This window comes from Acinetobacter sp. S54, from assembly GCF_016624945.1.
In the GTDB taxonomy this organism is placed as follows: Bacteria; Pseudomonadota; Gammaproteobacteria; order Pseudomonadales; family Moraxellaceae; genus Acinetobacter.
Window position 1 is genome coordinate 1 of the sequence record NZ_JACVUI010000003.1, and the last position, 17,362, is coordinate 17,362.

Below are 17,362 nucleotides of genomic sequence, written 5' to 3' on the forward strand. Positions count from 1 at the left end.
CGTGGCCAAACTGGACAGCAACTCGGCTGAAAAAGATGCAGCAGCAATCAGTGCTAAAGACGCGTTTGATGTATTGGTCGTGGGTGCTGGTCCTGCGGGCGGTACGGCAGCGATCTATGCGGCACGTAAAGGTATTCGTACGGGGATGATCGCAGAGCGTTTTGGTGGTCAGGTGATGGATACCATGGATATCGAAAACTTCACATCGGTACAAAAAACCATTGGTCCGAAGTTTGCTGCCGATATGGAAGCGCATATACGTGAATACGATGTAGATATAATGAATCTGCAACGTGTTCGTAAAATCACAGGAGCGGATCAAACGGCGACAGGTCGGGTTGAAGTTGAACTGGAAAATGGAGCAAAGGTTGAATCGAAAACCGTGATTTTATCGACGGGTGCACGCTGGAGAAAAATGGGGGTTCCTGGTGAACAAGAATATGCGACGCGTGGAGTCGCCTATTGCCCACACTGTGATGGTCCCTTATTTAAAGGCAAAAAAGTTGCGGTGATTGGCGGTGGTAACTCAGGTGTAGAAGCCGCGATTGATCTGGCAGGAATTGTAGAACATGTGACTTTGGTTGAGTTTAATACCAAATTACGTGCCGATCAAGTATTGCAGGATAAACTCAATAGTTTGCCAAATGCCACCATTATTACCCATGCTCTTTCAACGGAAGTGGTCGGTGATGGTCATCAGGTGACTGGTCTGAAATACAAAGATCGTGCTACGGATACAGAACAGACCCTTGAGCTGGCAGGAATCTTTGTCCAGATTGGTTTATTGCCTAATACAGATTTCTTAAAAGGTTCGGTTGAGTTAAGTGGACGTGGTGAGATCATCATTAACGAGCGGAATGAAACTAATGTCGCAGGTGTATTTGCGGCAGGTGACTGTACCACTGTACCTTATAAGCAGATTATTATTGCTACTGGTGAAGGTGCAAAGGCTTCTCTCTCTGCGTTTGATTATCTTATCCGGAATAGTTGATTCATAAAAAAGCAAAGGAATTTCGGTTCCTTTGCCTGCAAGTTTTGAAATGAGTTTATAGGAACTTGATCTTCTAACAGTCAGGTTCCTTTTTTTATGCGATGATTTATTGGTTTAACGACAAATGATATTGAGCTTTTCAAATTTATGCATTAACGTGACCTGATCTTCAATATGAGCTAAATCAAGTACAATACAGTTGATCGGACAGACAGCGATACAGGTCGGTTCAGGATAAAATCCCACGCATTCAGTACAACGATTTGGGTCAATTTCATAGACCTTTTTCCCTTCAAAAATGGCGCTATTAGGGCATTCAGGCAGACACATATCACAGTTGATACAATCTTTTGTAATGAGTAAGGCCATAATTACTCCGCAGTAAATGCCAATGCTGACGCAGAAAGTTGTTCAGTAGCATGGGGTAAATTACGAATGAGGAGGGCATATTCAACATTTATGGCAGGGTCAAGTGGAATGTCAACGATATGACCTGAGCCCTTGGCACTATTAATTTGATGGCCGTTACGATCCAGAATTTCATTCAGGATAAACGTAAAATTGCCTTGCGGAGTCATAAGTTCGAGTGAATCTCCTACATCAAAACGATTTTTTACATCAATTTTGATATAATCACCATTGCGTTCTAACACTTCACCACAAAACTGCTGATAATCAAAATGTGAAGAGCCATCATCATAGTTTTGATAGTCACTATGCACGTGACGACGCAGAAAACCTTCGGTATAACCACGATTAGCCAGCCCTTCGAGTAACTTCATTAAACTATTATCAAATGGTTTCCCCGCGATAGCATCATCAATGGCTTTACGATAAATTTGAGCAGTTCTAGCACAGTAAAAATAAGATTTAGTTCGACCTTCAATTTTTAAGGAACTGATTCCCATCTGGGTTAAGCGTTCCACATGTTGAACTGCTCTTAAATCTTTGGAGTTCATAAAATAAGTGCCGTGTTGATCTTCTTCGGCAGCAAACATACCTTCGTCATTGCGCTGTACTAAAACGGGTTGCATTCGCGGGATTTGAACATTTTGTGAATTACAACAGTTTTCCTTTTCATTAAATTGCTTAAGCGGAATAACTTCACCAGTCTCATTCTCAATCGCTTCATGAATTTTGTAATCCCAACGACAGGCATTTGTACACGCCCCTTGATTGGCATCGCGTTTATTCATATAACCAGAAAGCAGGCAACGCCCTGAATAGGCCATACATAATGCACCATGTACAAACACTTCAAGTTCAATATCTGGTACTTGTGTTTGTATTTCCGAAATTTCTTCAATAGAAAGTTCTCGTGAAAGAATGACACGTGTTAAGCCATAATCTTTCCAAAATTTGATTGTCGCCCAGTTAATCGCATTGGCTTGTACTGAAAGATGAATAGGCATCTCAGGAAAATGTTCGCGTACCAACATAATTAGACCAGGGTCAGACATGATTAAGGCATCGGGTCGCATTTTAATAATCGGGTGTAAGTCTGCAATAAAATTTTTTAGTTTGCTGTTATGTGGTTGAATATTGACGACCACATAAAATTTTTTCCCTAGAGTATGCGCTTCATTGATACCTATTTCTAAGTTGTCAGGATCGAATTCGTTATTACGCACGCGTAAACTATAACGTGGCTGGCCTGCATAAACCGCATCTGCGCCATAGGCAAAGGCATAACGCATATTTTTCAAGGATCCAGCAGGAGAGAGTAACTCAGTTTTCATAAAATATTATAAAGGCATAAAAAATATAAGTGATTATTTTAGTTTCTGTCCTGCTTTGGCTCAACCTAGTATTTTAGTCAGAATTGTCGTTCTAAAAATACGCAGATTTGTTCTATTTTTGCCCTTGTTGTTGCATCAGTAAATCTATTAAATAGAAAAATATTGCTAGAACACAGCATTTGAGGGGATTTTCATGACAACTGTTCATCAACGACAACCTGTTTTTTTTATTTCACATGGTGGGGGACCGTGGCCGTGGATGCCTGATTATCTCAATAGCGTTTATGCGAATCTGGCCCAGTCATTGCGTGGATTATTGAATACATTGCCTCAACGTCCAAAGGCCATTTTAATGATTTCGGCGCATTGGGAAGCTCCAGAATTTACAGTTCAAACAGCCTTGCAACCTGATATGATTTATGACTATGGAGGGTTCCCAGCGCATACGTATCAGGTGCATTATGAGTCCTCTGGTTCATTTGAATTGGCCAAACGTGTTGTGGAGCTATTGGAACAAGCGAACATTCAAGTCGCAACTGATGCACAGCGTGGCTACGATCATGGTATGTTTTCTCCTATGCAGGTCATCAATCCTGATGCGGATATTCCTGTAGTACAACTTTCTCTGAAAAAAGGACTTAATCCAGAGCAACATATTGCTTTAGGACGTGCCTTGGTAGCATTGCGTGATGAAAATATTTTGATCATTGGTAGTGGATTAAGCTATCACAATCTACGCATGTTTAATGCCCATGCTGCTGAACCATCACGTGCATTCGACCAATGGTTGTATGAAACTGTGGTTGAACATCAAGGCAATGAGCGTAATGAGCGCCTAAATAGGTGGGAACTTGCTCCTGCTGCACGTGTCGCACACCCACGTGAAGAACACTTATTACCCTTGATGGTTGCTGTTGGTGCGGCGGAAAATGAACAGGGGATTCGTAATTACCATGAAGATCACTTTATGGGTGGATTATCTGTTTCCAGTTTCGCATTGGGTGAAATAAATTAGAGGTTTAAAACGAAAAAGGTGCACTAAAGGCACCTTTTTGATTTATTGGGCTAACATTCGCTAGAGCAATTTTGATTATTTCTCAACAAAAGCACGTTCGATGACATAGTCACCTAAAACACCCATACGTGGAGATTCTTTCAAACCCGCTTTATCTAAAAGTGCAGCCACGTCAGTTAAGAAATGTGGGCTACCGCATAACATCGCACGGTCAGTTTCTGGATTAAATGGTGGTAAACCAATTTTTTCAAATAAAGCCCCCGTTTCAATTGCAGTTGTTACACGGCCTTCATTTTCAAATGGTTCACGGGTTACAGTTGGGTAATATATCAATTTATTTTTGATATCTAATTCTTCAAACCATTCATTATTTGGTAGTTCATTCAGAATTAAATCTTGATAAGCTAATTCGCTAATCCAGCGCGTACCATGCACTAAAATCACTTTTTCAAATTTTTCGTAAGTTTCAGGATCACGAATCAAAGATAAAAATGGTGCTAATCCTGTTCCTGAAGAAAGGAAATATAGGTTTTTACCCGGATTAATATCGTCATGAACCAAGGTGCCAGTAGGTTTTTTAGAAATCAGAATTTCATCACCAACTTGAACTTTTTGTAAAATAGACGTTAATGGACCGTCCTGAACTTTAATTGAGAAAAACTCTAGTTCTTCTTCGTAGTTGGCACTGGCAATCGAATAGGCGCGCATTAATGGTTTGCCATTGACCTCAAGCCCGATCATGACGAACTGACCATTTTTAAAACGTAGTGCGGTATCGCGTGTTGTTTTAAAACTAAAAAGAGTGTCATTCCAGTGGTGAACATGGGTGATGCGTTCAACATTAAAAGCAGCCATTAAAGATCTCAATCACGATCAAAAGAAAACAGGTTGCTATTCTAATCTAAAATCATTCTCGATAAACTGAATATATTTAATTGTGTTTATAAGAAAAAGTGATGATGACCTCTGTAAATTTGCCAATCATCGGCAGCATGCATTCACCTTATCGTGAAAAGTTTGGTATTCCACGCCAGCCTAATCTGGTACAGGTACAGTCTTATATTGAAATGTATGAACCGTACAATGTTAGATTGGCTTTTGATGGAATAGAGGAGTTTAGCCATTTATGGTTGATCTGGCAGTTTCATGAAAATAAAAACCAACATGAGACCGAAAAGTTTCGTCCGCAAGTGCGCCCACCGCGGTTGGGTGGAAATAAAAAAATAGGTGTGTTTGCAACGCGTAGTATGTATCGACCTGCACCTATTGGTTTATCTGTGGTGCAATTTAAATCTATTGAAAAAGTGGGCAAAGGACTTAGAATCTATGTCACAGGTAGTGATTTACTTGATGGAACTCCTATTTTGGATATTAAACCTTATATTCATTATTCGGATGCCATCGAAAATGCGCAAAGTGGCTATGCCCATCTTGAGCCTGAAAGAAAACAAGTATGTTGGAAGGCAGAGGCGTTACGACAGCAACAAATTTTTATGCAAACGCAGCAACTTACTCCGCAATTAATTGAGGAATTAGAGCAGGTTTTATCTTTGGATCCCCGTCCTGCTTATCAAGATGATATTTACCGAGTTTATAAGATGAAATTTGCTCAGTTTGATATCAGTTTTAGCGTAAATCAGGAATATATCGAAATTATCGATTTTAATCAGTTAGACCCTTAACTTGATTGGATTTTGCATGACGCTTATGAATATACATTTGCTGGTCGGCATCTTTACACGCGTGTTCCAGTCCGTGACTTGGGTGACGCAGGGCATAACCAATCGCAGCACTGATTTGAGCATTTGCCAAATGCTCAAGTAAGCGTTGTTTTAATTGTTCCAGATGCTCTTGATCATGACCGAGTATCAAGATTCCAAATTCATCGCCTCCTAAGCGGGCAAGTAAATCTTCCTGACGTAATGATTTTCTTAAAATAGACGCGGCCTGTTCAATAAAACGATCGCCCTCAGCGTGCCCTTGTTGATCATTAATTGCTTTTAATCCATTGAGATCAACGATCACAACGGCAGCAGGATGTCCATAGATTTTACAACGTTCTTCTTCAATGCAAATAAACTGATTCCAGCCGCGCCGATTATAGATACCTGTCATGGCATCAATTATGGCTTCATTTTGTAGGCGTTCATGCAAACGGATTTGTTCATTTTCACGAATCTCGCGTTGTAAAATATGGCTAAGTAAATTACCAAATAATTCGACTAATCCACCATCTTCAATAATCGCTTCAGATTTTGGTTCCGGATCAATCGCGCATAAGGTTCCAAAGAGAGTTCCATCTTCTTTAACCAAAGGTTGCCCAATATAGGATTTAATATTGACTTGTTGAGCAATGGGTGCAGAAGCATATAAAGGAATATCTTCTGAACGTGGTGCAATACGAGGAGCATGACCCAATACCATATGTGAACAGAATGAATCTGCCCAGTTAAAAACCCGCCCTGGTTTTACATCATAACCATGATCTTCAGATTGCAATACAATCCAGTCATTCCCCTCGACACGTGTGATCATCCATAAATCAAAACCAAATTTTTGATGTAAAAAATGCAGTACCGCATGTCCTGCGTCATGAAAGTTTTTAAATGCAATAGAACTCATTTAGCCGCCTATGATTTGGGTATTTTCCTGATACTGATGGCACTTTAAAACAAATTTTAGATGATGCATATCCCTAATTTCACGGACTAAAAAAATACATTGCAAATGAACTCTGCTATATTGGATAGAGTGTTTGGGGTAGAACAATGAAGTTTAATTTTGAAATCGATACGGTTTGGTGTTTAGAACAATTATTAAAAGACGGACGCATTACAGAGCGTGAAAAATTATTGATTCAAACGACACATCGACAAAAAGATCAATTGAAATGGCATCCTATTCAATGGATTGCGCAATTCAATCTGAAAGATCAGCAAGCGCCTGAGAAAATTTTAAATACCACTCGTTTGAGTCAGTGGCTTGCTGAAAAAGCAGGTTTGGCATTTTATGTGATTGATCCATTAAAAGCAGATGTAGGTAAACTGACATCGGTGATGTCACAGGAATTCGCTTTACGTAATAAAATCTTGGCTGTCGAAGTTAGGGCAGATTCGATTTTGATTGGAACCGATCAGCCGTTTATGACAGATTGGCAAGTCAATCTTGAGCGTAGTCTGAATCCAAAGAAAATTGAACGAGTGATTTTGAATCCCGAGCAATTGCATCGTTATCTGGTGGAATATTATCAGGTGAGTCGCGCGGTTAATTCATCGCAAAACTCAGGAAGTTATGAGCGGGAAAATAAAGGTGTGGAAGCACTTTTGCAACTCGGTGATACGCAAACGCCTGATGCCAATGACCAACATATCGTCAAGCTGGTCGATTGGGTGTTGCAGTTTGCCTTTGAACAGGGTGCAAGTGATATTCATCTTGAACCACGTAAGGATACAGGTAAGGTTCGTTTTCGTATTGATGGCGTGTTGCATACCATTTATAACATGCCGGCTAATACTTTAACCGCAGTGATCGCGCGTATTAAAATCTTGGGTCGGCTCAATGTTGCGGAAAAACGTAAACCACAAGACGGGCGCTTAAAAACTCGAACGCCTAAAGGACAAGAAACAGAACTGCGTCTATCGACTTTACCTACTGCATTTGGTGAAAAAATGGTGATGCGTATTTTTGATCCAGAAGTCTTGGTACGTAGTTTTCAGCAATTGGGTTTTGAAGGACGTTTACTCGATGACTGGAATACGCTGACGCAGCATAGTCATGGGATTATTTTGGTCACAGGCCCAACAGGTTCAGGTAAAACCACCACGCTCTATTCCTCTTTAAAGCAACTTGCTACCGAACAGGTCAATGTGTGTACTATTGAAGACCCGATTGAAATGCTAGAGCCTAGTTTTAACCAGATGCAAGTCAACCCAGCCATTGAGTTGGGTTTTGCCGATGGTGTTCGGGCTTTGATGCGTCAGGATCCAGACATTATTATGGTGGGTGAGGTACGTGATCAAGATACGGCCAATATGGCCATACAAGCCGCATTAACAGGTCATCTGGTGCTTTCTACTTTGCACACCAATGATGCACCATCAAGTTTGACCCGTTTACATGATCTAGGCGTTCAACCATTTTTAACGGCTGCCACCATCTTAGGGGTATTGGCACAGCGGCTAGTACGTAAGTTATGTCCACACTGCAAACAACAAACCCAGATTAATGAACAAGAATGGGAACATTTGACTTTTGACTATATTATGGATATGCCAGATACAGTATATCAGGCAGTTGGTTGTGAAGCCTGTCGTAATACAGGGTATAAAGGGCGAGTTGGCATTTATGAGTTTATGCCTGTGAGTACGGAAGTGAAGCATTTGATTAGTGCTCATGCCACCTTAAATGAATTACGTGCACAGACCAAGAAAGAAGGTGTAGAGCCACTACGGATTGCAGGTGCGCGTAAAGTGATAGAGGGTGTTACAACTTTGGAAGAAGTTCTGCGTGTAGTACCTTTAAGTTAAATCGCCTAATTATGTCTTTCCTAAGATTCACCTCATCTTGTTTGGTTAAATTATTTATAGCAAATAAACAACCTGAATGAGGGAATCAACATGATGCGTAATATCCTAATGGCAGCAGCTTTAATCACAACGGGTTATGTATCTGCTCAAGTGCCCGTAAATCAATCTGCTTTAGCACCTACAAAAATAAGTAGTGTAAAACAGGCTTTGAGTTTTAAAGATGATACCCCAGTTAAGCTCAAAGGGCAGGTCGTAAAATCTTTGGGAGATGAAAAATATCAATTCCGCGATTCGACAGGTACGATTACTATCGATGTCGATGATGAGTTATGGCAGGGACGTGCTATTTCTCCGACTACAACGGTAACTTTAATCGGAGAAGTGGATATTGATCATAAACCATTGAAACGGGTTGAAATTGATGTAGATGCGGTTGAATTTTAACTTTATATTTTAGGCAAATCTTCTTTTTCATAAACTGCATGTCTATTTGGATATGCAGTTTTTTATTTTATAGTGAAAAAAGACCCATTTACCTATTTCTTATTTGAGAAGCAGCATGCGTATATTAGTGGCAGAAGATGACCGTTCTCAGGCAGAGAGCATCCAATCGTGGTTAGAAATGGATGGTTATCATGTGGATTGGGTTGAGCGAGGAGATTACGCCATTGCAGCAATTGAACAGCACCAATATGACTGTATTTTGCTAGATCGGGGCTTACCTAACTCTACAGGCGATGAAGTGCTAATTGCTTTGCGTAAACACCAAGCTGCGACCCCTGTCATTTTTATTACCGCAAAAGATAGTATTCAGGATCGGGTTAAAGGACTTGATTTGGGAGCAAATGATTATTTGATTAAACCGTTTAGTCTGGAAGAGTTATCTGCCCGAATACGCGCCAAGTTGCGTACCCAACAACAGGTTAATAGCCATATTTTGGAGTGGAAGCAATTAACGCTAGATACAAAGGCCAAAACTGTACGCCGTGATCAAGATGTCATGGATTTAACGGCGAGGGAGTTTCAGATTTTATATAAATTGATGCAATATCCTGAGCGAATTGTAACGCGTGAGCAACTGGAAGAGTCACTTTATGCATGGGGTGAGGAAATCGAGAGTAATGCAATTGAAGTTTATATTTATCAGTTACGAAAAAAAATTGGTGCGACTTTAATTAAGACCATACGTGGTCTTGGTTATCGAATGGGCGAATAATTTATGAATCGACCAGTTTCTGTTTCGTTACAGTCAAAAATCATCAAAACAACCGTATGGAGTAGTGTTATCGCAGGCATAACTGCTTTTGCTTTGCTGATATTTCTAACGTGTTATCACAACATGAAAGTACAAGATGAAATCATGGATGAAGTGTCAGATATGTTGCTTCTTTCAGACCTACATTTACCTTCAGGTCAACAACTGGATGAATTAAGTGATGAATTTGATCTTCAATATGCGTTGTACTGGAATAATAAGCTGCTCACACAATCCAAAGAACATGATTCACTACCACTTCAGTGGAATTTTAAAACAGATTTTTCTCTGGTTTGGCAGGACGGACAGATTTGGCGTATTTATCGTCAGGACAAAACCCAAGCAGAACTTAAATCTGTCGTGATACAGCCGTTATCCACACGATTTGATGAAATTTGGCAAAGCCTAATGGGGTATTTTCTGGTTCTTATCGTTTTGTGGCTATTGCAATGGGGACTTATTCGTTGGGGGATTCGACGTGATTTAGCACCTTTACACCATTTATCTCATTCCATTGCGACAAAGTCTGCACATGATTTACAGCCAATTGGTATGATGCAAACTCCCTTAGAAATTGAACCTGTAATCGATTCTTTAAATCAATTATTGCAACGGCTGGAGCGGGCACTTTTGGCAGAGCAATCATTTACTGCTGATGCATCCCATGAATTACGTTCGCCTTTATCTGCAATACAAATGCGTTTACAGTTGATACAACGCAAATATAATGATAAACCTGCGCTGAAACAGGATTTGATCCAGATTCAAAATGATGTAAATCGAAGTACACAAGTTCTGGAAAATTTATTGCTTTTAGCGCGTCTTGACCCCGCCCAAGAACAAGGACTCACAACGCATCTGTTAATGCTGGATGAGATCATGCTTGAAGTGATAGAAGCATTATCTTTATTTGCACACGATAAAAATATTGAAATTATTTTGGATTGTAATGCGCAGCAAACACAGATAAAGGCAAATCATGAGCTTATATTTACCTGTCTACGCAATTTACTGGATAATGCGATTCGATATTCGCCTTATCACTCAAAAGTCTACATTCATCTGGAAAATGTGCAGCAGTATTCAGGAAAGCTATGTTTAAATATTCATAATGACGGTGAAAAAATTACTCCACAGGTTATGGAGCGTTTAGGCCAACGTTTTTTTAGAGGATTGGGAACAGGACAACAGGGGACAGGACTTGGACTTTCCATTACTCAAAAAATTGTGCTACTGCATCAGGCAAAGCTAAACTTCTATCCCAATCCAAATGGGGGACTCGAGGTTGAGTTAATTTTTGATATAGCAGAATGTTAAAGCTAATTTCTAAACAGCATAAATGATTTGGAAAATTTTATATCTCGAAATTCAGATCTAAGATTAAAGAAAAACAGTATGGTAAAACCATACTGTTTATATATTGTATTTGCCCACGAGTATTATTATTTTAGACGATTATTCTTATTATTTTGTCAAAATCAAACGGTTATTGCGGGTCAAACGTAAACGATATTCTTCACCTGCATGCATAATGCGAATTTCACGACCTAGGGCAAATAGATTGTTTGAATGCAACATTGGCAAAGATTGGGCTGTTTCGTTGCTACGGGTAAATAGGTTAAAAGGTGCGTTCATTTGTTGTGCTCCGTGGTGTTTTATTTAACGATTTAAATGATAATCATTATCGAATAGGCCTGTCAATCAAAATTTGAATATTTTATAAAAAATAAAATTTGCTTACACTTGAGTAAAATTAAGGAAGCTTTAAATCTATGTCAAAACCTGTGATCGACATCGCCATTGGATTACTACTGCATCATGGAAAAGTACTGGTGGGCTGGCGTGAAGCCAAACAACATCAGGGAAATAAATATGAATTTCCGGGTGGAAAGGTGGAATCAGGGGAAAGTCCTGAGGATGCGTGTCGTCGTGAGATTTATGAAGAAGTTGGAATTGGGATAAAGCAATGGTATGCCTTTGATCGTATTCAACATGAATATGAAGATATTATAGTTTGTCTCCATTTGTTTTATGCTTATGTTCCTGATGATTTACTTACTCTGATCCAGCAACCGTGGACATGGTATCATCGTGATCAACTCATGCAGCTCAATTTTCCTAAAGCCAATGATGCTATTCTTCAGCGTTTGTTTTGGTCACATTTTATCAAAATTGGCGATAAATTATCTGAATTTCAACTCCATACTGATTCACTTTTTTATTGGAGAGTGGATGAAGAGCAGTTTCAGGGGGATGTTTTACACACCTATTCAGCAGATGATTTAACAAAACTGATTTTAAATGATGAGCACTATCAGCAATTAAGTGACGATTTAAAGCCATTGATTAAAACGCTACATTTGAAGCAGCATCAACTTATGCAGTTTAAAAAAGGTGATTTAGAGTTAGGCAAACGTTATATTGCAGCCTGTCATGATTTAGTTGCCTTACAGCATGCTGAACAAATCGGCTGTGAAGCCGTGTTTGTGAGTCCGATTCAGCCAACACAAACCCATCCACATACTAAAGCACTTGGATGGACCCAGTTGGAAGAATGGAGCAAACAGAGCCAAGTATTGGTTTTTGCACTGGGCGGTTTACATCCCAATGATTTAGCTCAAGCACAGTTACATGGAGCTTATGGCATAGCAGGCATTCGAAATTTCTAATCATTGTAATAAGTAAGTTAAAGAACATCAGGGCCTTAAAGTGATTTTAAGGCCTGTTGAGCCTGTTGCACAGTTTGTGCATTATTTTGTTTTTGACCCGCGACTAAAATTGCCTGCCAAAGTTGCTTTTTCATTGGAGCAGATTGGGCATAACTTAAACCACGACGTGCCAGTGATTCAGCAGAATTATATTGTCCTTTTTGATTGGCAACTAAAGCCAGATACATAAAAGTTTCAGCCGCTTGAGGTGCTAAACGCTGAGCTTGTAAAGCAAAGCGCTCAGCATCATCCCATTTTATTTGGCTATAGGCTGTCTGGGTTTGCTGGATCAGATTTTTAAATGCAGGTAGTGATCGTCCATCATTAAATTGTTGTTTGGCCTTTTGTTCAGGAACTACGACTCGCATTTGCTTGCGTTTGATTTCTTCCTGCTCATAGGGGGTGATTTTAACGCCATCCGGAGTTTCTATGGTTTTTTTTGTGGGTTCAGCAGGCTTTGGCGGCACTTTCTTTGGTTCTTCATGTAAAGGGAATGTCGAGCATCCCACAAAAGAAACGACTGTTAATGCTAAAAAACCTTGCTTCCACATATCTTTAAAATCTCTTTGACCTATCCACATCATTGATTTGAATAACTACCACTTGAAATTACGCGATTATTCGAGAGATCATTTTGCATTTGATCTTCACTGTCACGAATATAGTTGTCGATGCTATCGTTTGATGATGGATTTGTATCACCATTTTCCGTATCAGAATTGTAAGCCGGTTCAACCTGATAATGCGGTAATCCACACATTGTTGCCTGACGAGGTACAGTATGGCGTAGCATAGGAATGTACATGGCACCTTCACATCCCTGAGCAGATAAGTTCCCCGTAGCTGAGTCAATCCATTGCCATTGCACATCATCCGTCTGACGTAAATTGACAGGTTGCTGACGCAATTGTTTCATGACATTGGTCCAGACAGGCAGGGCACCTGAGGAACCGGTTAAACCTGTGACTTTATTATCATCTAAACCTAACCAGACCACAGCAAGATGATTACCTGAATAGCCTGCAAACCATGAATCACGTGTATCATTGGTTGTGCCTGATTTACCTGCCAAATTTAGATCAGATGATAAGCTACTATAAGCTGCTTTACCTGTCCCAGAGCGCATAACTTGTTGTAAGCCGTAATTTAAAATATACGCAGCTGAAGGATCAATGGTTTGTTGAACATTTAAACCAAAACGTTCAAGGACATGACCGTTTGCATCGACTACTGAGCGAATGGCGCGGGTTGGATATTTAAAACCACCTGTCGCAAAGTTACCGTAAATACTCAACATTTCCATAGGCGACATATTTATAGCACCCAGAAATGCAGAAGGATAATTAGGAATATCTGAGGTTACGCCGAACTTTTTCAGATTATTAGTGAAAGCAGATAAACCAAATTCCTGACCTAAACGTACCGCCGAAAGGTTATACGAGTTCGCCAATGCCTGTTGTAAAGTGACTACGCCATGTTCGCCACCGCTATAATTTTTCGGTGTCCAGCTTTTATCACCGCCGACAGGGATATTGACGGCAGCATCCTGAATCTGACTGGCCCAATTATAACGTCCAGACTCAATCGCATTTAGATAAATTACAGGTTTAAGCAAAGAACCTACTTGTCGTTTTGCATCAACAGCACGGTTAAAACCCGTAAAGTCTTGGGTCGAACCTACAGCCGCAATCAGTTCTCCATTTTCAGGATGTTCCACCAAAACAGCGCCCTGTAGGTCTTTAAGACGTGCTGGATTACGTTTTGCAATTTGTTCAACACTGGATTTGAACGCATCCTGAATGCGCGTCTGTGCAATTGGATCAAGTGTGGTGAAAATGCGTAAGCCCTGATTGGTAAGGTCGTTTTCCTGATATTCTGAACGTAGCTGACGACGTACGATATCCAGAAAATCTGGAAATTTCGCTGGGCCAAGACTTGGTTTTGAAACCACGCCTAAAGGACGAGCACTCTCTTTTTTATATTGATCTTGAGTCAAATAGCCCATGACCAACATATTATTTAATACAATATTACGGCGTTTGAGTGCTGCCTCAGGATTACGCCAAGGATTATATAGAGATGGACCTTGTACCAGACCTACCAGATAGGCCTGTTGGGCAATATTTAGTTCACGTAATGGCAAACCAAAATAAAACTGTGAGGCCAGACCATACCCATTAATTGAGTAACTGCCATTTTGCCCGAGATTTACTTCGTTTAAATAAGCTTCCAAAATTTCATCTTTGCTATAATGTAACTCAAGCAACATCGCCATAAACGCTTCATTGGCTTTACGTTTTAGTGTGCGTTCAGGACTAAGATAGAAATTTTTAACCAATTGCTGGGTGAGGGTAGATCCGCCCTGACGTCTTCCGCCTGTTACGTTACTGACTAAAGCACGTGCAGTACCTCGTACAGAAATACCGTGGTGACTATAAAAATTACGATCTTCAGTTGCAACCAGTGCTTCAATTAATGTCTTTGGTACTTTGTCCAGTTTAATCAGTACCCGATCTTCATTATGTTGAGGATAGATTCCCCCAATTAATAACGGCTCAAGTCGAGCAATACCGGTGGAAGACGGTTTAGTTGCACGAATATCCGCAATTTGATCATTGGTGAATGACACCTGCAAAACTTGCTCAGGTTCAGTACTATCTCCAAAGTCAAAACCGCGCGTGTGAACATACATGGTATTGCCCTGAACCACGTAACTACCAGACTTGGTATAATTTTGGGCATTTTTATAGCCGAGTAATCCAAGTTCCTGACTAAAATCATTCTGGCTGACAGGGGCATTGGTATAAAGTTCTAAAGGCCGTGCAAAAACTTTGGCAGGGATATCCCAGCGTTGTCCTTCAAATTTATCGCGGATCACATTATCAAGGCGGATTAAATAGATACTAAAAGCTAAAAAAACACCAATAATGATGACTGAAAAAATAAGCGCAAAAAAGCCAATGCCACGTTCAAACTTCATAAATCTGTCATAAAAGCCAACAAAGTGTGCTAATCATGCGATAGCTTTCATATATTTTGCAATGATAAATCTGTGAATGAGCTAAAAAACTCATTATTTATGCAAAAGGCGATGATCTACTTCACTTTTTCAAAGACTTTACTCCAACTGGTGTGAAGATTTTAAAGATCGATTTTTAGCAGAATAACCACATTTTATTCATAAAGTTATTTTGGATAGTCTTCGAATTGGCTGGCTAGAAAATCTATAAAAAGTCGAACTTTTTTGGGAAGCAATTGTTGACTAGCAGGCCATAAAGCATGAAAACAAATGGGTTCACAGCTATAATCAAGGAAACAGCGAACTAATTGACCATTTTCCACATAAGATTGCACGATAAATTCGGGTAAAAAAGAAATTCCTTTATGCGCAAGACAGAGATCCAGTAAGAAATCGCCATTATTACAAATAAATGTAGGCAAGTATTCAACATTGATGTCCTGAGAATCTTTTTTAAATTTAAATTTGGGTAATTGTTCATTAATACTATAACTTAAAACTTTATGGTGCTTAAGATCTTCAATATGTGAGGGATAACCATAGGTTTTTAGATATTCGGGTGTGGCATAAAAGTATCGATCAATGGATAGAAAGTTTCTGCTTTTATATGAACTATCAATCTTTTCACTGATTCTCAAGGTTAAATCAAAATCGCCACTGGCCATATCCAGATGATGATCGGTCAGAGTTAAATTAATGCGTATTTCAGGATATTGATTTTGAAATTTGACAAATAAATCTTTTAAAATGAGATGACTAAACGAAAGCGGAGCATTAACTTTTAATTCTCCAGCGGGATATTGTTGGTTATAGGATAATTCGTATTTGACCCAATCCAGTTCGCTTATGATCACTTTACTATGTTTATATAAAGTTTCGCCCGATGGGGTAAGGCGCATCGTCCGGGTGGTGCGATGAAATAATGTTGCCTTTAAATTATTTTCAAGATAGGCGATGCGCTTGGCGACCATATCTCTGGATAGGTTCTGGTATTGGGCTGCTTTACTAAAATTGCCCTGTTCTACCACACTAACAAAGCTTAAAATACAATCGAGTCGGTCCATTTTAAAAATCTATAAAAGGCTAAAATAAAAACATTGAACGTACAAAAATTAAACATCATTCATAAGTAGGCAAATATAAATTATTTTACTTAGATACGGCGAATTTAAGTCTGCTGGTCAGTCTAATCAGATATCTGATGAATTAAATTGGCCGAGATTTGAGCGTGGCTAAAATAATTGAACAAAACTAACCTGCATTTGAACGTAAACATAAACTTAACAATGTCGCTAGATTACACCATAAATATATTTTGATTGTATGAGAAACAAATAAACACTTTCTTAAATTTGGACGTATGTTTTTACAGGTTTTTCTGAATTAATACACGTACAGAAACAATAACGGCGGTATAAACTGATGAATACATCTTTACTAGAACAACTTTCACCAAATAATTGTCAAGTTATTTTTATTGATCACCAGCCACAAATGGCTTTTGGCGTACAATCTATTGACCGTCAAGTTTTGAAAAATAATACCGTGGGTTTAGCTAAGGCTGTGAAAGTATTTAATATCCCAGTTACAATTACGACTGTAGAAACTGAAAGTTTTTCTGGGCACACTTATCCTGAATTACTGGATGTATTTCCAGATGCACCCCTATTAGAACGTACATCAATGAACTCGTGGGACGATCAGAAAGTTCGTGACTCACTTGCCAAAAATAATCGTAAAAAAATTGTGGTTTCTGGTTTATGGACAGAGGTGTGTAATAACACATTTGCTTTTGGTGCCATGCTTGAAGGGGGCTATGAAATTTATATGGTTGCAGATGCTTCAGGTGGCACATCTAAAGAAGCGCATGATTATTCAATGCAACGTATGATTCAGGCAGGTGTTGTCCCTGTGACTTGGCAACAAGTATTGCTTGAATGGCAACGTGACTGGGCACATCGTGATACTTATGATGCCGTTATGAATATTGTACGTGAGCATTCTGGTGCATATGGTATGGGTGTTGATTATGCTTATACAATGGTACATAAGACGCCTGAGCGCACTCAATCCAAGCATGAAGTACTTGCTCCAGTTCCTGCAAAATAA

17 protein-coding genes are annotated in these 17,362 nt (G+C 39.5%); 9 read left to right on the top strand and 8 right to left on the bottom strand.

The window, feature by feature from the left end; all coding sequences use genetic code 11:
- Positions 1-991 (top strand): alkyl hydroperoxide reductase subunit F (ahpF, locus tag IAE20_RS05655; RefSeq protein ID WP_200529617.1); only part of this gene is annotated, 991 nt, incomplete at its 5' end.
- Between the two features lie 114 nt (positions 992-1,105).
- Here the strand turns inward: ahpF and IAE20_RS05660 are convergent.
- Positions 1,106-1,360: a YfhL family 4Fe-4S dicluster ferredoxin gene (locus IAE20_RS05660; protein WP_200481817.1), complete on the bottom strand. Its 255-nt coding sequence runs from the start codon at positions 1,358-1,360 to the stop codon at positions 1,106-1,108.
- Positions 1,361-1,362: 2 nt separating this feature from the next.
- Positions 1,363-2,730, bottom strand: a complete 1,368-nt coding sequence (gene yegQ, locus IAE20_RS05665; RefSeq protein WP_200481816.1) for a tRNA 5-hydroxyuridine modification protein YegQ — start codon at positions 2,728-2,730, stop codon at positions 1,363-1,365.
- Between the two features lie 193 nt (positions 2,731-2,923).
- Between yegQ and IAE20_RS05670 the strand changes: the two genes are divergently transcribed.
- Positions 2,924-3,745: a DODA-type extradiol aromatic ring-opening family dioxygenase gene (locus IAE20_RS05670; RefSeq protein ID WP_200459868.1), complete on the top strand. Its 822-nt coding sequence runs from the start codon at positions 2,924-2,926 to the stop codon at positions 3,743-3,745.
- A 75-nt stretch (positions 3,746-3,820) separates the two neighbouring features.
- Here the strand turns inward: IAE20_RS05670 and IAE20_RS05675 are convergent, their stop codons facing one another.
- A complete protein-coding gene (locus tag IAE20_RS05675; protein ID WP_004989772.1) occupies positions 3,821-4,600 on the bottom strand; it encodes a ferredoxin--NADP reductase in 780 nt (259 codons plus the stop codon).
- A gap of 104 nt (positions 4,601-4,704) precedes the next feature.
- Here IAE20_RS05675 and tsaA point away from each other — a divergent pair, with 104 nt between their 5' ends.
- Positions 4,705-5,427: a tRNA (N6-threonylcarbamoyladenosine(37)-N6)-methyltransferase TrmO gene (gene tsaA, locus IAE20_RS05680; RefSeq protein ID WP_200460267.1), complete on the top strand. Its 723-nt coding sequence runs from the start codon at positions 4,705-4,707 to the stop codon at positions 5,425-5,427.
- On the opposite strand, the gene IAE20_RS05685 is transcribed toward tsaA, so the two are convergent.
- Positions 5,408-6,367 carry a sensor domain-containing diguanylate cyclase gene (locus IAE20_RS05685; RefSeq protein ID WP_200481815.1) on the bottom strand — a complete coding sequence of 320 codons (960 nt, stop codon included), beginning with the start codon at positions 6,365-6,367 and terminating at the stop codon, positions 5,408-5,410. The two genes, tsaA and IAE20_RS05685, sit on opposite strands and share 20 nt — an antisense overlap.
- 146 nt (positions 6,368-6,513) lie before the next feature.
- On the opposite strand from IAE20_RS05685, the gene IAE20_RS05690 reads away from it, so the two are divergent.
- The 4 genes from IAE20_RS05690 to IAE20_RS05705 all read left to right on the top strand — a co-directional run bounded on the left by IAE20_RS05690 (position 6,514) and on the right by IAE20_RS05705 (position 10,843).
- Positions 6,514-8,271, top strand: coding sequence for a GspE/PulE family protein (locus IAE20_RS05690; RefSeq protein WP_200459870.1), 1,758 nt, complete (start codon positions 6,514-6,516; stop codon positions 8,269-8,271).
- Between the two features lie 90 nt (positions 8,272-8,361).
- Entirely contained in the window at positions 8,362-8,715 is a 354-nt protein-coding gene (locus tag IAE20_RS05695) for a NirD/YgiW/YdeI family stress tolerance protein (RefSeq protein WP_200459871.1), read from the top strand.
- Between the two features lie 115 nt (positions 8,716-8,830).
- Entirely contained in the window at positions 8,831-9,487 is a 657-nt protein-coding gene (locus IAE20_RS05700) for a response regulator transcription factor (RefSeq protein ID WP_200459872.1), read from the top strand.
- 3 nt (positions 9,488-9,490) lie between these two features.
- Entirely contained in the window at positions 9,491-10,843 is a 1,353-nt protein-coding gene (locus tag IAE20_RS05705) for an ATP-binding protein (protein WP_200481814.1), read from the top strand.
- Between the two features lie 147 nt (positions 10,844-10,990).
- Here the strand turns inward: IAE20_RS05705 and hemP are convergent, their stop codons facing one another.
- On the bottom strand, positions 10,991-11,161 hold the full coding sequence (gene hemP, locus IAE20_RS05710) for a hemin uptake protein HemP (RefSeq protein ID WP_004989761.1): 171 nt from the start codon (positions 11,159-11,161) through the stop codon (positions 10,991-10,993).
- Positions 11,162-11,298: 137 nt separating this feature from the next.
- On the opposite strand from hemP, the gene IAE20_RS05715 reads away from it, so the two are divergent.
- On the top strand, positions 11,299-12,195 hold the full coding sequence (locus IAE20_RS05715; protein ID WP_200481813.1) for an NUDIX domain-containing protein: 897 nt from the start codon (positions 11,299-11,301) through the stop codon (positions 12,193-12,195).
- Positions 12,196-12,230: 35 nt separating this feature from the next.
- Here IAE20_RS05715 and IAE20_RS05720 read toward each other — a convergent pair whose 3' ends face one another.
- The 3 genes from IAE20_RS05720 to IAE20_RS05730 form a co-directional block, all read right to left on the bottom strand.
- On the bottom strand, positions 12,231-12,785 hold the full coding sequence (locus IAE20_RS05720) for a tetratricopeptide repeat protein (RefSeq protein ID WP_200481812.1): 555 nt from the start codon (positions 12,783-12,785) through the stop codon (positions 12,231-12,233).
- 29 nt (positions 12,786-12,814) lie between these two features.
- Entirely contained in the window at positions 12,815-15,214 is a 2,400-nt protein-coding gene (gene mrcB, locus IAE20_RS05725; protein WP_200481811.1) for a penicillin-binding protein 1B, read from the bottom strand.
- A 206-nt stretch (positions 15,215-15,420) separates the two neighbouring features.
- Positions 15,421-16,317 carry a LysR family transcriptional regulator gene (locus IAE20_RS05730; protein ID WP_200459877.1) on the bottom strand — a complete coding sequence of 299 codons (897 nt, stop codon included), beginning with the start codon at positions 16,315-16,317 and terminating at the stop codon, positions 15,421-15,423.
- 358 nt (positions 16,318-16,675) lie between these two features.
- On the opposite strand from IAE20_RS05730, the gene IAE20_RS05735 reads away from it, so the two are divergent.
- Positions 16,676-17,362, top strand: a complete 687-nt coding sequence (locus IAE20_RS05735) for a hydrolase (RefSeq protein ID WP_200459878.1) — start codon at positions 16,676-16,678, stop codon at positions 17,360-17,362.

What these genes read in the sequence shown, in the direction of transcription:
- IAE20_RS05660 (WP_200481817.1), bottom strand. Translation starts at nt 1,360, where the DNA reads ATGGCCTTACTCATTACAAAAGATTGTATCAACTGTGATATGTGTCTG.
- yegQ (WP_200481816.1), bottom strand. Translation starts at nt 2,730, where the DNA reads ATGAAAACTGAGTTACTCTCTCCTGCTGGATCCTTGAAAAATATGCGT.
- IAE20_RS05670 (WP_200459868.1), top strand. Translation starts at nt 2,924, where the DNA reads ATGACAACTGTTCATCAACGACAACCTGTTTTTTTTATTTCACATGGT.
- IAE20_RS05675 (WP_004989772.1), bottom strand. Translation starts at nt 4,600, where the DNA reads ATGGCTGCTTTTAATGTTGAACGCATCACCCATGTTCACCACTGGAAT.
- tsaA (WP_200460267.1), top strand. Translation starts at nt 4,705, where the DNA reads ATGACCTCTGTAAATTTGCCAATCATCGGCAGCATGCATTCACCTTAT.
- IAE20_RS05685 (WP_200481815.1), bottom strand. Translation starts at nt 6,367, where the DNA reads ATGAGTTCTATTGCATTTAAAAACTTTCATGACGCAGGACATGCGGTA.
- IAE20_RS05690 (WP_200459870.1), top strand. Translation starts at nt 6,514, where the DNA reads ATGAAGTTTAATTTTGAAATCGATACGGTTTGGTGTTTAGAACAATTA.
- IAE20_RS05695 (WP_200459871.1), top strand. Translation starts at nt 8,362, where the DNA reads ATGATGCGTAATATCCTAATGGCAGCAGCTTTAATCACAACGGGTTAT.
- IAE20_RS05700 (WP_200459872.1), top strand. Translation starts at nt 8,831, where the DNA reads ATGCGTATATTAGTGGCAGAAGATGACCGTTCTCAGGCAGAGAGCATC.
- IAE20_RS05705 (WP_200481814.1), top strand. Translation starts at nt 9,491, where the DNA reads ATGAATCGACCAGTTTCTGTTTCGTTACAGTCAAAAATCATCAAAACA.
- hemP (WP_004989761.1), bottom strand. Translation starts at nt 11,161, where the DNA reads ATGAACGCACCTTTTAACCTATTTACCCGTAGCAACGAAACAGCCCAA.
- IAE20_RS05715 (WP_200481813.1), top strand. Translation starts at nt 11,299, where the DNA reads ATGTCAAAACCTGTGATCGACATCGCCATTGGATTACTACTGCATCAT.
- IAE20_RS05720 (WP_200481812.1), bottom strand. Translation starts at nt 12,785, where the DNA reads ATGTGGAAGCAAGGTTTTTTAGCATTAACAGTCGTTTCTTTTGTGGGA.
- mrcB (WP_200481811.1), bottom strand. Translation starts at nt 15,214, where the DNA reads ATGAAGTTTGAACGTGGCATTGGCTTTTTTGCGCTTATTTTTTCAGTC.
- IAE20_RS05730 (WP_200459877.1), bottom strand. Translation starts at nt 16,317, where the DNA reads ATGGACCGACTCGATTGTATTTTAAGCTTTGTTAGTGTGGTAGAACAG.
- IAE20_RS05735 (WP_200459878.1), top strand. Translation starts at nt 16,676, where the DNA reads ATGAATACATCTTTACTAGAACAACTTTCACCAAATAATTGTCAAGTT.